The sequence below is a fragment of the Vulcanisaeta souniana JCM 11219 genome (assembly GCF_026000775.1).
GTDB classification, from domain to species: domain Archaea; phylum Thermoproteota; class Thermoprotei; order Thermoproteales; family Thermocladiaceae; genus Vulcanisaeta; species Vulcanisaeta souniana.
On record NZ_AP026830.1, the window covers coordinates 802092 to 815492 of the forward strand.

The window sequence follows — 13401 nt, forward strand, 5'->3', positions numbered from 1 at the left end:
GTAAATAATTACCAAGTAACATATGTTATTGTTAGGGAACTGCTTGCCTCATCGAGTCTCTTGAAGTCCTCCTCACTCAACCTCCAATCAACTGCACCAGCATTCTCAGCAACTTGTGCAGCATTCTTAGCCCCTGGTATTGGCACCACATTACCATGCATTACAAGCCAATTAAGCGCTATTTGGGCTGGCGTCTTACTGTACTTTATCGACAACTCCCTAACCACCGGTATTAATTTCGTACTTATTTCCCTAAGATTATCCAAGTAAAACACAGGTTCATTCTCCCTCAAGTCACCCCTGGGCCTATTCTCCGGGCTGTACTTACCCGTGACTGCACCCTTTGCCAACGGACTCCATGCAATGAGTGTGATTCCTTCACGCTGTAGGTAGGGCAAGAGCTCCTTCTCAACTTCTCTCTCAATTAAATTATACCTATTTTGGGAACTGACAATGTCGTTCTTCTTAAGGCACGAACGAACAGCCTCAAGTAGCTGGAGCGGGTAATTACTAACACCAATGTACCTAATTACACCATCCTCGACTAACTTCTCCATGGCCCTCATTGTCTCGCAAATTGGCACATTATGCCAACAAGCCGGCCAGTGAAGCTGAAGGAGGTCAATAACATCGATACCAAGTCTTTCCTTGCTTCGTCTTGCTGCCTTAAGTACATCATCATACCTATGCCAATCACCCGGTACCTTGGTGGCAATAACAACATGTTCCCTTATACCCAACTCCCTAATCGTTTTACCCACAAACTCCTCACTGTGGCCACGCCCATAAACAGCCGCGGTATCTATGAAGTTAATGCCAAGTTCAAAAGCCTTAGCAATAACCTCCTTAGCAATGCCATACTCATAAGGTCCCCAAGCATCACCACCAAACTGCCATGCACCAAGACCAATCCTTGAGACCCTCAGTCCAGTCCTACTAAGACTTATATACTCCATTGAAAAAGGCATTGATTATCTACATTTAAACATTATTGCGAGGTTCATTACTTATCGGCTTCAGGTCATAGCGAATATTAAGGATAATGCTTTAGTTGGGCTAATTTATGAAATATAGGATGGTTATGTATGAGAGTAATTACATCGTTGTTCTTGTTACGGTGCCTAATAGAGATGTTGGCGATGAAATAGCGAGGTTCCTCATTAATGATAAGCTGGCTGCCTGCGTAAATGTAATAAATGGACTAAGGAGTATTTATTACTGGAAGGGAGGCGTTGAGGAAGACAACGAGACATTACTCATTATTAAGTCAAGGAAAGACAAACTTAATGATTTAATAAAATCCATTAGGGAGAGACACCCGTATAAAGTCCCTGAGATAATTGCACTACCAATAATTGGCGGCCTCACCGAATACCTGGAGTGGATTAATGAAACCCTGAGCCGGGACTAATCCCCCGCATAAGGTAAATACTTTATAATACACCTAATGCTATTAGTCCTATGCCGAGGGCATTACTAGTGATTTTAGACGGCTGTGCCGATAGACCAGTTAAGGAACTTGGTGGGAGGACACCGTTGGAAGTTGCGGTTAAGCCCACAATTGATAAGCTAGTCGCTGAGGGTTCTTGTGGTCTCATGGACGTCATTTCGCCGGGCATTAGGCCGGGCAGTGACACTGCTCACTTGGCTATTTTTGGCTACGACCCGTATAAGTACTACCCTGGTAGGGGCCCATTTGAGGCATTGGGCGCTGGGTTAACGCTTAATCCAAATGATGTGGCGTTTAGGACCAACGTGGCCACGGTCAATAATGACTTGGTCGTCATTGATAGGAGGGGTGGTAGGTACATAGACCCTAGTGAGGTTAGGGAAATAGAAAACATAGTCAATAATGAAGTATTACCAGTATTAAGGAGTAAGTACGGTATTGACGCCGTCTATAGGCAGACGGTTGAGCATAGGGGTGTCCTCGTCCTTAAGGGCGACACATCACCGCACGTTAGTGATACAGACCCACACGCCATTGGTGTCAGGGTTTCAGAGGCCAAGGCCTTAAGCGATGACGCCAAGGCCACGGCTAATTACATTAATGAATTCACAAAACTCGTTTTCGAGAAGTTGAGCAAGGCTGAGTTTAATGAGAAGAGGAGGAGGGAGGGTAAGGGACCAATAAACATGGTCCTCCTTAGGGGTGCAGGCTCTCTGAGGAATTTCGAACCATTAAGCTCGAGGTATAGGATCAAGCCAGCGATAATCGCAGGTGTAGCATTAATTAGGGGTATTGGCAGGGCATTGGGCATGGATGCCATTAACGTTGATAATTACATTGGTTCTAAGGATGATGACTTCATAGCCGCATTTCAAACTGCAGCTAGGGCTTTGAGTAATTATGACTTCGTATTCGTCCATGTGAAGCCTACAGACTCCATGTCCCATGATGGTGATGCCAGAGGTAAGGTGATGATTATTGAGAGGGTTGATGCTGGGTTCAGGAGGTTCCTTGAGGAGATGCCCAGCGATACGTACATATTCATAACCTGCGACCATGCAACTCCGGTAACGGTTAAGGAGCATACTGGTGATCCTGTGCCTTTCATGGCATGGGGACCGGGTGTTATGAGGGATGACGTTACTCAATTCAGTGAGAGGGCATGTATTAAGGGCTTTTGGAGTAGGATTAGGGGTATTGATGTTATGAACATCATAGCCAATTACCTAGGTACCCTTGAGAAGTTTGGTGAGTAATTGTATTATTCAAGGTCCTCGAGTGATCTTGCCATTATGTACGCGTCCTCGCCATCATGGTAATAACCCTTTATTAAGTCGACTGTTTTATAATTCAATTTCTTATAAAGGTTAATGGCCGGCGTATTGGAGACCCTAACCTCAAGATATACCTCCTCAGCGCCGTAGAAGTGTTTCATGGCTCTCATGCCCCTAATCATCATGTTATATGCAATACCCACCCTCCTTGCTTCGGGTAATACGCCAATAGATATTACATGTCCCTTCCTGGTCGGCTTGCCCTTCCAGATGTAGCTCCAGCCAAACTCAACCCTATTCATCATGTAACCCACGACTTTGCCATCAAGCTCAGCCACTATGAAGGCCTTTGGAAAGCTCCTGTAGTGCTCCACAAAGAAAAACTCAGGGTAATTCTCCGGAAGTACGCTCCTGTTAATCGTAACGACCGCATTTAGATCGTTTAATTCAAACTCCCTAAGTATAAACACTCTACCATCCCTTCCCTTGATGTACTCCTGTCCACTGAGCTTCGACGTGATGTCTTGAATCCTCTCCCCCATTAGGGCGCCTCTGAATCATGTTAACTTAATACATTTTTCCTTAAGGTGTTATTCATTTATCAAGCAAGTAGGCTGGAATTACCACCAATATTACGAGGCCCAACGTATATAGAGCAGCGGTAAAGGACCTGTATGAAAGGCTTAGAAAGCCTAGTTGTGGTATTACGAAAACTACCACACCAGCGACATTACCATAAGGCACGGAAAGTGGGTCAGCCCCTGGATTTGCGTCACCTTTAAAGGTGTATGTACATTCCTGCGTATTGCTAATGGCTATAGCCCTATGTACAATATAATCGTTATATAATGGCGAGTAGTAAATGGCTACATGACCTAGAAGCGAACTGCAGGGTTTGCTCGGTGGCGTTATTATGACTAGGTCGCCGACCTCGAGTGTTGGTTCCATGGAGTATGAACTAACTACTGCCCACGGTATTATGACTGACACTGCCAGGATCATTATTAATATATGCCCTATGTTCATTGAGCGATACTTACATTGAGGTACTTAATTTTTACTCGCTCTTGCTAGAGAAAGGTTTTTATAGAAGTGCTTTACGGACTCGCCGATGAGTAGCGGTGTACAGCAAAAGGGTGGAGTACCAACACTGGTCCTTAAGGAGGGTTCACAAAGAACAACAGGTGCGGATGCAAGGAGAAGCAACATAATGGCCGCCAAGGTCATTTCCGAAATACTATCAACAAGCCTAGGGCCTAGGGGAATGGATAAGATGCTCATTGACGCATTCGGTGACGTAACAATAACTGGCGATGGAGCTGCAATACTGAAGGAAATGGAGGTTCAGCACCCAGCAGCTAAGCTGCTAATTGAGGTTGCCAAGGCCCAGGATGCAGAGGTGGGCGATGGAACAACAACCGCCGTAGTACTGGCCGGAAGACTACTTGAGCTTTCCGAGGAGCTACTTGATGAGAATATTCACCCAACAATAATCATTGACGGTTACAAGAAGGCTATGGACTACGCAATACAGGTGGCTAATGAAATTGCCCAACCCATTAATGCTGAGGATAAGAACCAGCTTGCACTCGTAGCCATGAACTCACTGAGCAGTAAGATCGTTTCTGAGGCTAAGGATTACCTAGCGAAGATCGCCGTTGAGGCATCTGCAATAGCCGTTGAGAAGGTTGGCGATAAGTATAACCTCGACCTTGATTGGATTAAGCTCGAGAAGAAGAAGGGTCAGTCACTCACTGAAACTCAATTAATACAGGGTATTGTACTTGACAAGGAGGTCGTTCATCCAGGAATGCCCAAGAGGGTTGTTAATGCCAAGATCGCGGTCCTAGACGCACCACTTGAGATTGAGAAGCCCGAGTGGACCACGAAGATATCCGTATCATCACCACAGCAAATAAAGGGGTTCCTTGAGGAGGAATCCAACATACTGAAGTCCTACGTTGATAAGCTGGTGGAGATAGGCGCGAATGTTGTTATTACCCAGAAGGGTATTGACGAAGTTGCGCAGCACTATCTTGCCAAGAAGGGTATAATGGCTATCAGGAGGGTTAAGAGAAGCGACATTGAGAAACTTGCCAAGGCCACTGGAGCCAAGATCGTTACCAGCATCAAGGACATAAAGCCTGAGGACCTTGGTACAGCTGGGCTTGTTGAGGAGAGGAAGGTTGGTGAGGAGAAGATGGTGTTTGTCGAGCAGTGCCCGAACCCAAGGGCGGTGACAATACTACTCAGGGGCGCGGCGGACAGGGTACTTGACGAAGCAGAGAGATCAATGCAGGATGCGCTCCATGTAATTAGGGACCTATATAGGGAGCCTAAGATTGTGCCTGGTGGCGGTGCCTTCGAGATGGAGATTGCGAGAAGAATTAGGGAGTGGGGTAGGAAACTACCTGGTAAGGAACAGCTGGCTGTGCTTAAGTTTGCTGAGGCCCTTGAGCACATACCGACAATACTTGCCTTAACTGCTGGTCTTGATCCCGTTGATGCAATTGCCGAGCTAAGGAAGAGACACGATGCAGGTGAGTTTGATGCAGGTGTTGATGTGTTAAGTGGCAAGATCGCTAATATGACTAAGATCAACGTAGTCGATCCATTACTAGTAAAGACCCACGTGATTAGGAGCGCGGTAGAGGCCGCAATAATGATACTTAGGATTGATGACATTGTTGCTGCAGCCCAAACAAGGACCGGCGGTGCTGGGAAGTCAAAGACTGAAGGCGGTGGCGAGGAGAGCGAATCAAAGACTGAGTAATAAAAATTACTTAAGTTAAATTTTTAAACGATTTTTGTCTTCGTATTATCAATGGCATCATCAAACCAAACGTCTAATTCGCTCCTTAAGGAAGACACCTTAGCTAGTGTTCTAAAGACGCTGGATGATTTAATTAGCGGCAGGCTTGTGTATCCGCCCAGGATAACCAAGTATGAACTAGCAAGGATAATTGCAGCAAGGGCAAAGCAGTTGTCCATGGGTGCGCAACCACTCGTTAATCCCCAGGAACTGGGTACTTATGATCCTATAGATATTGCCCTTGAGGAGGTACGTAGAGGGTTACTTCCCTTTATTATAGTTAGGACACTACCGAATGGAAGACATATAAGAATTAAGCTAAAGGATCTCCTGGATTTAAGTGAGAAATTTGATGTTAAATTATGAAAAATTCAAGCCTTAACTAACTCAAGCTTTCCGTTGTCAATCCTAATCTCCACCGCGTCACCCACATCTAATCTAGGTCCAAGTGCCTCTGCCTCATCCTCATTAAGCCAAATTAGGAGTCTCGGTATCTGTACCTTACCACTCATTAGTGGCCCAACCATGGGCATTGACCTAAGTAATTGCTGTACCAATGGCATTACGTCCCTCATCATCTGGGCGGTTTCATCAGTGCTTGTAATTACAGGTCCTGGTGCTTCCCTTTCCTCGACTATTTGTATTGCTATCATTCTTCCACCTGTAGGATCATTAACCGCCATTTTACTGACCACGTAGCCTCTTATTGTTATCATCCATACTATGTCATGCCATGCATTTAAAAAACTTATTAGGTTGTGGCTATTATTCATATTACTTGGCCTTACTTTGGGTTATATTAATCGAAGTCGAAAGATTTAAAAATTATATTAAATAGAAAGTTGTGTGAACAGCGATATTCAAAGAATCATTAATGAAATTAAGTTGTCAGCTGAGGAGATAGTGTCGGAAAGCCCTGATCAGATAAAGGCCGTGTATGTAATGGATAGGGAGGGAACAGTAATAGCCTACACAACAAATGCAACACTGGCTAGCACAGGCGATATGTTCTTTGCAATGCCACGATTCATTTCCTCACTGAAGGGATTATTAACCACACTACCCATTGGTAAAATTGACTATATATTGATTCAAGGCATTGAGGGCATAGTCCAATTAATGGGTATTCGCGAAATAGGTTACCTGATGGTCATAGTTAATTCTGAATCATCAATAGGACTTACAAGAATAATACTGGAGAGATACACCAATAAACTATATGAATTACTGAGCAAATTAACTGGGGCCAGTGAGGAACAATTAGTTGAAGTGGTTAACGTAGAGATAACGCCTAAGGATATTGAGGATGTAATCAACTTCATAAGAAGTAAGGCAATGTTCTAGGTGATTGTTATGTCTATAAAGACCATAAAGATAGTGATAGCAGGCCCCTACGGAGCGGGCAAAACCACATTCGTTAAGACACTAAGCGAGGTTTTACCCATAGAGACAGATGTACCGATAGCTAAGAACGCCATTGACGGCGATAAGAAGAGCACAACGGTTGCCTTCGATTACGGTAGGATGAAAGTTAGAGAAAACCTAATTGTGCATTTATTCGGTGTTCCAGGGCAGGAAAGATTTAGCTTCATGTGGAAGATAATCGCCAGAGGCATGCATGGTTACCTATTCATAGTCGATAGTTCGAGTGAGGATAGGGTTAAGGAGGCATTGGGCATGTACAACTTCTTTAGGGAGAATTTCCCATCGACACCGCACGTGATTGCCGCAAATAAGCAGGATGCGCCGAATGCCATCAATATATCCACCGTGAAGACCATACTGAAGGCGCCATACGAAGTTAAGGTCATGCCACTAATAGCCACCAATAGAAGGAGCGCACTCTTTGTCTTGGTTACCCTCCTGGAGGAGATTAAGACTTACCTTGTGGAGATGTCAAAGTGAAATGAAAATTTTTGCTTATTTTTGTATATTGCTTTTGAAATATTTTTATACCCTTCTTATTGTCTTATGCTCTCTCTAGCACTATCTCTATTGCAGCAACGGACCTCTCCTTTCCTCCCTGACCAGTTACTCTGTCAGTTAGTAGCTTTATGTCGCTTATCCTTATCTGGTTTGGTAGGAACTTGTCTCTTATCATTACTGCCGTTGAGACGGCCCTAGCGATGGCACCGCCTCTGGCCTTCAGTATTACCTTCTTAGCTCCTGCGTTGAAGCTCATTACCGTGGCTATTACATAGCTTGTGGTTGGTTTTTTACCCACTAGTATTGTGGTTTCCTGTGTACTCATACCTCTTTCGCCGTATTCGGTACCTCCCCACCCTTTAAAAGCTTAATCCTAATTACTTCATTATCAACTTAATGGAGTACCCACCATTTAATTTACCAAGGAACTCAACACCACTCGTCACATACCCAATGACGTTTACCTGCTCCCCCAAATCAATATTATTAAGGGCGATAACCAGGCTCCTCTTCTTAACCCAGTAACCTACTTCATAGGGCTTCAGGCTTGTCCTCTTACCCTCACTCACCAGCCCTAAGTCTAGGGGTATTATTATGACTTGCCCATACTTCACGGCATTGGCCCTTGTCGGCAATGATTTCCCCAACCTAGTGTATGTCAGTGGCGATACTGCCGGTTCCAACTTAATGACTATGTTTCCAAGATCCTTAACCTCAAGAATTAACTCATTCTCCATAGTACTATACACCTTATAATCTCGCCACAAGAGGCGCAATCCCCTTATAAACCTTATTGCCAACAAACCAGTGTGGATTGCCCAAAATGCGAAGTCGGTGAGATAAAGGATGAGGATGACGTTATTAGGGAACGACGCAAATTCATAGCATGCCTATTGAGCGGTCTTAACCTTAGGTTCCTAACAATCGATAATGGCATTAGGTATCAGGCAATGTATTATGTGGAGATCGCGGGCGAGCATATCAAGGACGCGCTTGATATCGTATTGAAGTGCATTAATGATTCGCTTAATTCAATGCCCGATGAGTTAAGGGAACACATGAGACTCAGTACTAAGGCCTTTGATGATACGTACGTAATAATGTTTAATAATGAGTACATTACGATTAAGGCGATTTGGTGATTCAGCATGATTGATGAGAGCAAGTACAAGCTTAATTACGTGTATGCAGAGGACTTTGGCACTGGGTACTTCAAGTACGGCCCGATAACGCTTAGAGACAGACCATACATGGTGCAAAGCCGTGGGTTATTCCTTAGGGATTTACCAGAGAGCATTAAGTTGCTTGTTCCCAAGGAGGTTCTTGAGAGGGGCGTTGTTGTCGGTGATGACATACCCAAGTACCTTAGTTCAATTAGGGATGCCATTAGGAATCTACGTTACCCACTTAGGGATGGCATAATTAGGAAGGAGGATGAGGACTCCTGGAGGATCATCAAGGAACTTTCCCGGTACGGCTTCTCGCAGTTTTACCAAGACTTCACAAGGAGACCTGATTTCAGGGGCTTTTTCCTAGTCATTGCATTATCAGCGTTGGCTCCTGATTACATGAGAGATAGAATGATAGAAATACATAAGGAACTTGACAATGAATCTGAGGGCAAATTGTTACAGGCAATCACGATCATAGATCAGCCCTTTGCGGTTGCCATTGCAGAAAAGGCAGTGACCTGTACAGTTATTGAGGCCGGCCATGGCAACATTCAACTGGTACCCATCAGCTATGGGCCGATTAGGGAAGGCATTGTGGCACTTAATAGGGGCGGTGCTGAGGCGAATGCTGTTACCAGGGAAGTTCTTAAGGACTCTGGATATGGTGATTTGGCGAAGGACGATTATGTAGTAGAAATCGTAAAGAGAACCGCTGGGTTAGTTCCGAGGAACCTCGATGAAGCCATTAAGAAGGCTAGGGAGGATCCTGATAGGTTTTCCATTAAGGTTAGGATAAACCCATTGACAGAGATTGAACTGAGGGATGCCGCATGGATGAGGTTCTTAATTGGTGAGGTTGTGTTTAATCCAAGGCATGATGTGTTCTCGAGCTATATGCAGCAGGGTAGGTTGGTAATTGAGGATGCCGCGGTTGGTGATATGATGTTTTACGGAGAAATGGATATAGCCGAAGCATTAATAACTAGTATTAGGAAGGTGCCCGTGGAGATCCAGGACAAGATCATGAGTACCATAATACTTAGCGGCGGTGCATTTAGTTGGTCCGTACCACCTGGACTTGAGGACGTTGCCGTTAATAGCGTTGATAAGATAAAGCTCATGGTTTCCGAGAAATTGCCCGACCTAGCCAGTAAGTTGAGTATTAGTATTGTTAAGGACCCGCAGTTTAGTGTTTGGAAGGGAGCCATCATATACGGCTATGCACTGCCTAATAACGTGAGGTGGAACGAGAGGACCAAGGAGGGCTGGTACTACCTTCATCAATGAACATGCTAAAATGACTTTATCGACTCAATTAGGTTAAAAAGCAAGTTGTTAGTATATAATATGTAGGCATTAATGAGCATTGAACTAGCAAGGAAGTTAATTGAGGATTGGCTAACACAGAGAGGGCTTAGGGTAGTGGATAAACTTAACGATAGGGAGGTAATTCTCGCGGAGGGCAATAACACGGTTTACCTTAGGATATCAACTGAGGAATTCCCAACCGAGTCATACATAACCGATGAATTAAGCAATGTAATGAGAAACAGGTTCAATTACAATAAGGCGTACATAGCCTTTCCGCAGAGTGCCCGCGGTCTGATAAATGGAAGACTATTTAGGAGCAGTAGAGTTGGTATTTATATATACGACCTATCATCTACTGATCCAGAGAAGGCAGTTGAGGAGTTAATACCGAGCATACCAATACAGTTGCAACAAGTCGCAAATGATGACCTAAGGAGGAGAATTGATGAGCTCGAGAAAATAATTAATAATTTAAGGAGCGACCCGTTAAATGCAGATAGTAAGTCATTGGTCAGGGATATTAATGAACTTAAGGATAGGCTGGCGAGAATTGAACACGAACTTGGCAAATTAACTGAACGGGTCAGTAAACTCGAGGGCATGGTTCGATCCTCCGATAAAAACCAATCAATGAATCCACAAGTAAGTACTATGGTTAGTGATGAATTACCTGATTTTCTGAACAATAACCCATGGGTTAACGTATTGAAGAAAAGGGGTGGTGAGGGATGAATGAACTTGATGAACTAATCATTAAATTTCTCAGGGAGAGGCTTGGCGAGGATTCTGAGCTTGCTATTAAGCTTTATATGGCTTATAAGGAGGGAGGCAGGCGCGGCATTATTAAGGTGATTAATGAGGAATTGAGTAAGGTTGGTGTTAAGGTGAGTGAGGATGAGGATCAGAGTCAATGAACTTATTGTTAGGAACTTTAGGGGGTTTAGGGATGAGCATAGGATCACCTTTAATGACGGTATTAATATCATTCATGGACCCGTTGGATCAGGTAAAACGAGCATTATCCAAGCCCTTGAGTATGCGCTGTACGGTACCCAATTAGAGGTTAAGGAGAGAGTCTCAAAATTGTCTGACCTGATAAATGAGGATTCCAACTCGGCCATGGTTAAGTTGGTCCTTAGCAATGGCATTGAAGTAGCCAGGGAACTTAGGCGAGCTGGTGAGTCCGCCAGGGAGACGGCTAGTGTTGCCATTAATGGAACCACGTATAAAAGTGATGACATATACTCGAGGGTTGTGGAGGTACTTGGTGTTGATGATGATGATTTCGAGAGGTTCGTCTTGGTTACTCATAGAACTCTCGAGGCCTTGGTTTACGGTAATGTATCCAAGAGGAGCCTATTCATTGATAAGATGTTTGGTCTTGACGCTCTTGATAATCTAAATAGATCATTACCCATGTCGCAAATAGAAAACGCAATCACTGTATTGAGACAGAGATTAGCCAGTGTTAAGGAACTTCCTGAAATAATTAGTAAGTATGGCTCTATTGAAAAGGCTCAGAGCAAGGTTAAGGAACTTAAGGACGAGATAGAACGATTAAGAAAAGAGGAGGGAGAACTCAGCAATGTTTACAGCGAATTAATGAGAAAGAGGGAGGAATTATTGAGGGGATTCAGGGGTATTGAGGAGGTTTACAGTGATTACATAGCCACAAGGCTTAGGCGAGAGAACCTTGAGCAGGAACTCGAGAAGTCCGGGGTTAGGGAAATTAATGAAATGAGCATACGACTCGAGCTCGAGAGAATCAGGGATTCACTGGTTGAGAAGCTTGAGGAGTACGCGATGGTTAAGGAGGCCGATGACGTTGGTAAGCTAGTAATAACCAATGACAACCTAGCCGATGCTTCCGAGAAGATATACACAGCCTTCGAAGGCCTTGTTAAGCTTAAGGACAAACTCATAGAGGATAAGGAGTACCTCAGTAATGTACGTAGTGATCTGGAGGTTCAGGTAGAGGCATTGAAGGCATCCCTTAGGGAATTAGAGTCGAGGTTATCCCAGGAGGAACCTAGGGTTAGGGAGTATAGGGCGTTAGTTGATAAGTATGGTGAGCCGATTAAGGTTAAGAGGGAAATTGAAGAGCTTAGGAGCAGTCTTGAGAAAATAAGCGCAGAGGAGAGCTTCAAATCATCCCTACTAAACGTCCTCCAGTACATACTAACTAACCATGAAGATAGGTGCCCAATTTGCGGTAGGCCGCTGAGAGATGATGATCACAAGAGAATCAAGGATAGGATCACTGAGTTGTCCAAAAGCCGTAGTGAGGAGATCAATAATATAAGAAGTAGGTTAAGCGAGCTGGAGAGGATATTAGCCAGCATGGAAGCATTATTACCAATTGTTAATGATTATGAGGCAACAATCGAAAGAATGCGTGATGTTAGGTCTAGATATGAGACGGCGCTCTCGAAGCTTGAAACCATTGAGAGGTCAATTAGGGATATTGATAAGAGAACCCAAGTACTTATTAGGTTTATTGATGAATTTAGGGTTGAGATTGATGATATTGATAAGTCCATCTCATATCTAAGGAAGTATAGGGAACTGGAATCACTTAAGATGAGGGAGGATGAACTTAGACAAAGGCTTGCCAACCTTGGGGTTGATACACAGACCATAATCAGCATTGAGGAACAAATAAGGTATATTGATAATAAACTAACCCAGGTCAGAACTAAGTTGAGTGATGACTCAGCTGAGTTAAGCCGGTTGGAACTTGCATTGTCAAGTATAGGGTTTGATAGGGAGGATCCGTCAGTACTTAGGAAGAGACTTGATTTCCTTGAGGACTTCTATAATAAGCTGACTAGGATCAGGGCTGGTATTAGGGATGTACAGGCCAGGGTTAGGGATGAGATGATCAGGGTCATTAAAAATAATGTTGGATCCATATTTAAGATGCTGTATCCATATGGTGATCTTGAGGGCGCAGGTATTGAGGTTACGGTTAGGGATAGGGGGATTGTTGGTGTTGTCAGTGAGTATACCCTGTATGCCCTTAGGCTAGGTGGCAGGAAGGTCACAATATCCAGGCTTAGTGATGGTCAGAGATTAACCATAGCCTTGTCATTCCTATTGAGTGTCTATAGGTCTACGAATCATAACATAGACTTCCTTCTTATGGACGAGCCGGTGCCCTACGTCGATCAAAACATTAGGAAAGCCTTTGCGACATTATTAACTAGGTTCATAGGTGAGGAATTAATTGGGCAGGTAATAATTACGACGCAATCTGGGGATTTAGTCAATGATATAACTAATGCCGCTAAGGAAAATGGCATTAAATACAAAGTTATTAAATTGATAAAGGATGGTAATGAAAGGAGGATCGTAGGTTCCAACGATTAACCGAACCACTCCTCCGTATCTGATTATTCCCGTGAAAGGGAACAAAGGGATCAACATTTTGTAAATAGATTTATTAAGACTTAATGA

At 43.9% G+C, this 13401-nt stretch carries 17 protein-coding genes; 11 read left to right on the plus strand and 6 right to left on the minus strand.

The genetic code is table 11. From position 1 onward, the window contains the following. Positions 1-8: 8 nt before the first annotated feature. Positions 9-956, minus strand: coding sequence for an aldo/keto reductase (locus Vsou_RS04215; protein WP_188602495.1), 948 nt, complete (start codon positions 954-956; stop codon positions 9-11). Positions 957-1075: 119 nt separating this feature from the next. On the opposite strand from Vsou_RS04215, the gene cutA reads away from it, so the two are divergent. Then, a complete protein-coding gene (gene cutA / locus Vsou_RS04220; protein WP_308419812.1) occupies positions 1076-1411 on the plus strand; it encodes a divalent-cation tolerance protein CutA in 336 nt (111 codons plus the stop codon). Positions 1412-1461: 50 nt separating this feature from the next. Further along, positions 1462-2706, plus strand: coding sequence for a 2,3-bisphosphoglycerate-independent phosphoglycerate mutase (locus Vsou_RS04225; protein ID WP_188602494.1), 1245 nt, complete (start codon positions 1462-1464; stop codon positions 2704-2706). A 5-nt stretch (positions 2707-2711) separates the two neighbouring features. On the opposite strand, the gene Vsou_RS04230 is transcribed toward Vsou_RS04225, so the two are convergent. Together Vsou_RS04230 and Vsou_RS04235 are read right to left on the minus strand one after the other, a co-directional pair. Beyond that, the gene (locus Vsou_RS04230) at positions 2712-3266 is read right to left on the minus strand and encodes a GNAT family N-acetyltransferase (protein WP_188602493.1); all 555 of its coding nucleotides are present in this window, start codon (positions 3264-3266) and stop codon (positions 2712-2714) included. A gap of 52 nt (positions 3267-3318) precedes the next feature. Next, positions 3319-3750: a signal peptidase I gene (locus Vsou_RS04235; RefSeq protein WP_188602492.1), complete on the minus strand. Its 432-nt coding sequence runs from the start codon at positions 3748-3750 to the stop codon at positions 3319-3321. An 85-nt stretch (positions 3751-3835) separates the two neighbouring features. Here Vsou_RS04235 and thsA point away from each other — a divergent pair, with 85 nt between their 5' ends. Continuing rightward, positions 3836-5497 carry a thermosome subunit alpha gene (gene thsA / locus Vsou_RS04240; RefSeq protein ID WP_188602491.1) on the plus strand — a complete coding sequence of 554 codons (1662 nt, stop codon included), beginning with the start codon at positions 3836-3838 and terminating at the stop codon, positions 5495-5497. A gap of 51 nt (positions 5498-5548) precedes the next feature. Then, positions 5549-5902: a DNA-directed RNA polymerase subunit K gene (locus Vsou_RS04245; RefSeq protein ID WP_054843445.1), complete on the plus strand. Its 354-nt coding sequence runs from the start codon at positions 5549-5551 to the stop codon at positions 5900-5902. A 5-nt stretch (positions 5903-5907) separates the two neighbouring features. On the opposite strand, the gene Vsou_RS04250 is transcribed toward Vsou_RS04245, so the two are convergent. Next, positions 5908-6252 carry an arcadin 1 gene (locus Vsou_RS04250; protein ID WP_054843508.1) on the minus strand — a complete coding sequence of 115 codons (345 nt, stop codon included), beginning with the start codon at positions 6250-6252 and terminating at the stop codon, positions 5908-5910. Between the two features lie 130 nt (positions 6253-6382). Here Vsou_RS04250 and Vsou_RS04255 point away from each other — a divergent pair, with 130 nt between their 5' ends. Both Vsou_RS04255 and Vsou_RS04260 read left to right on the plus strand, forming a co-directional pair. Next, complete coding sequence (locus Vsou_RS04255; protein ID WP_188602490.1) at positions 6383-6880, plus strand: roadblock/LC7 domain-containing protein; 498 nt, start codon at positions 6383-6385, stop codon at positions 6878-6880. A 9-nt stretch (positions 6881-6889) separates the two neighbouring features. Beyond that, on the plus strand, positions 6890-7441 hold the full coding sequence (locus tag Vsou_RS04260; RefSeq protein WP_188602489.1) for a GTP-binding protein: 552 nt from the start codon (positions 6890-6892) through the stop codon (positions 7439-7441). A gap of 64 nt (positions 7442-7505) precedes the next feature. Here Vsou_RS04260 and albA read toward each other — a convergent pair whose 3' ends face one another. Together albA and Vsou_RS04270 are read right to left on the minus strand one after the other, a co-directional pair. Beyond that, positions 7506-7787 carry a DNA-binding protein Alba gene (gene albA, locus Vsou_RS04265; RefSeq protein ID WP_054843444.1) on the minus strand — a complete coding sequence of 94 codons (282 nt, stop codon included), beginning with the start codon at positions 7785-7787 and terminating at the stop codon, positions 7506-7508. A 52-nt stretch (positions 7788-7839) separates the two neighbouring features. Continuing rightward, the gene (locus tag Vsou_RS04270; protein WP_264890771.1) at positions 7840-8211 is read right to left on the minus strand and encodes a hypothetical protein; all 372 of its coding nucleotides are present in this window, start codon (positions 8209-8211) and stop codon (positions 7840-7842) included. Positions 8212-8271: 60 nt separating this feature from the next. On the opposite strand from Vsou_RS04270, the gene Vsou_RS04275 reads away from it, so the two are divergent. From Vsou_RS04275 to rkd4, 5 genes are all read left to right on the plus strand, one after another. Continuing rightward, the gene (locus Vsou_RS04275; RefSeq protein WP_054843443.1) at positions 8272-8604 is read left to right on the plus strand and encodes a hypothetical protein; all 333 of its coding nucleotides are present in this window, start codon (positions 8272-8274) and stop codon (positions 8602-8604) included. 6 nt (positions 8605-8610) lie between these two features. Further along, on the plus strand, positions 8611-9921 hold the full coding sequence (locus tag Vsou_RS04280) for a crenactin (protein ID WP_188602487.1): 1311 nt from the start codon (positions 8611-8613) through the stop codon (positions 9919-9921). A 72-nt stretch (positions 9922-9993) separates the two neighbouring features. Beyond that, positions 9994-10677 carry an SPX domain-containing protein gene (locus Vsou_RS04285; RefSeq protein WP_188602486.1) on the plus strand — a complete coding sequence of 228 codons (684 nt, stop codon included), beginning with the start codon at positions 9994-9996 and terminating at the stop codon, positions 10675-10677. Beyond that, positions 10674-10859, plus strand: coding sequence for a hypothetical protein (locus tag Vsou_RS04290; protein WP_054843441.1), 186 nt, complete (start codon positions 10674-10676; stop codon positions 10857-10859). The genes Vsou_RS04285 and Vsou_RS04290 overlap by 4 nt, the downstream gene beginning before the upstream one ends. Beyond that, on the plus strand, positions 10840-13314 hold the full coding sequence (gene rkd4, locus Vsou_RS04295; RefSeq protein ID WP_188602485.1) for an arcadin-4: 2475 nt from the start codon (positions 10840-10842) through the stop codon (positions 13312-13314). The genes Vsou_RS04290 and rkd4 overlap by 20 nt, the downstream gene beginning before the upstream one ends. Positions 13315-13401: the final 87 nt, after the last annotated feature.

What these genes read in the sequence shown, in the direction of transcription:
- thsA (WP_188602491.1), top strand. Translation starts at nt 3,836, where the DNA reads ATGAGTAGCGGTGTACAGCAAAAGGGTGGAGTACCAACACTGGTCCTT.
- Vsou_RS04250 (WP_054843508.1), bottom strand. Translation starts at nt 6,252, where the DNA reads ATGATAACAATAAGAGGCTACGTGGTCAGTAAAATGGCGGTTAATGAT.
- Vsou_RS04260 (WP_188602489.1), top strand. Translation starts at nt 6,890, where the DNA reads ATGTCTATAAAGACCATAAAGATAGTGATAGCAGGCCCCTACGGAGCG.
- Vsou_RS04230 (WP_188602493.1), bottom strand. Translation starts at nt 3,266, where the DNA reads ATGGGGGAGAGGATTCAAGACATCACGTCGAAGCTCAGTGGACAGGAG.
- Vsou_RS04280 (WP_188602487.1), top strand. Translation starts at nt 8,611, where the DNA reads ATGATTGATGAGAGCAAGTACAAGCTTAATTACGTGTATGCAGAGGAC.
- rkd4 (WP_188602485.1), top strand. Translation starts at nt 10,840, where the DNA reads ATGAGGATCAGAGTCAATGAACTTATTGTTAGGAACTTTAGGGGGTTT.
- Vsou_RS04245 (WP_054843445.1), top strand. Translation starts at nt 5,549, where the DNA reads ATGGCATCATCAAACCAAACGTCTAATTCGCTCCTTAAGGAAGACACC.
- Vsou_RS04215 (WP_188602495.1), bottom strand. Translation starts at nt 956, where the DNA reads ATGGAGTATATAAGTCTTAGTAGGACTGGACTGAGGGTCTCAAGGATT.
- Vsou_RS04285 (WP_188602486.1), top strand. Translation starts at nt 9,994, where the DNA reads ATGAGCATTGAACTAGCAAGGAAGTTAATTGAGGATTGGCTAACACAG.
- Vsou_RS04225 (WP_188602494.1), top strand. Translation starts at nt 1,462, where the DNA reads ATGCCGAGGGCATTACTAGTGATTTTAGACGGCTGTGCCGATAGACCA.
- Vsou_RS04290 (WP_054843441.1), top strand. Translation starts at nt 10,674, where the DNA reads ATGAATGAACTTGATGAACTAATCATTAAATTTCTCAGGGAGAGGCTT.
- albA (WP_054843444.1), bottom strand. Translation starts at nt 7,787, where the DNA reads ATGAGTACACAGGAAACCACAATACTAGTGGGTAAAAAACCAACCACA.
- cutA (WP_308419812.1), top strand. Translation starts at nt 1,076, where the DNA reads ATGGTTATGTATGAGAGTAATTACATCGTTGTTCTTGTTACGGTGCCT.
- Vsou_RS04235 (WP_188602492.1), bottom strand. Translation starts at nt 3,750, where the DNA reads ATGAACATAGGGCATATATTAATAATGATCCTGGCAGTGTCAGTCATA.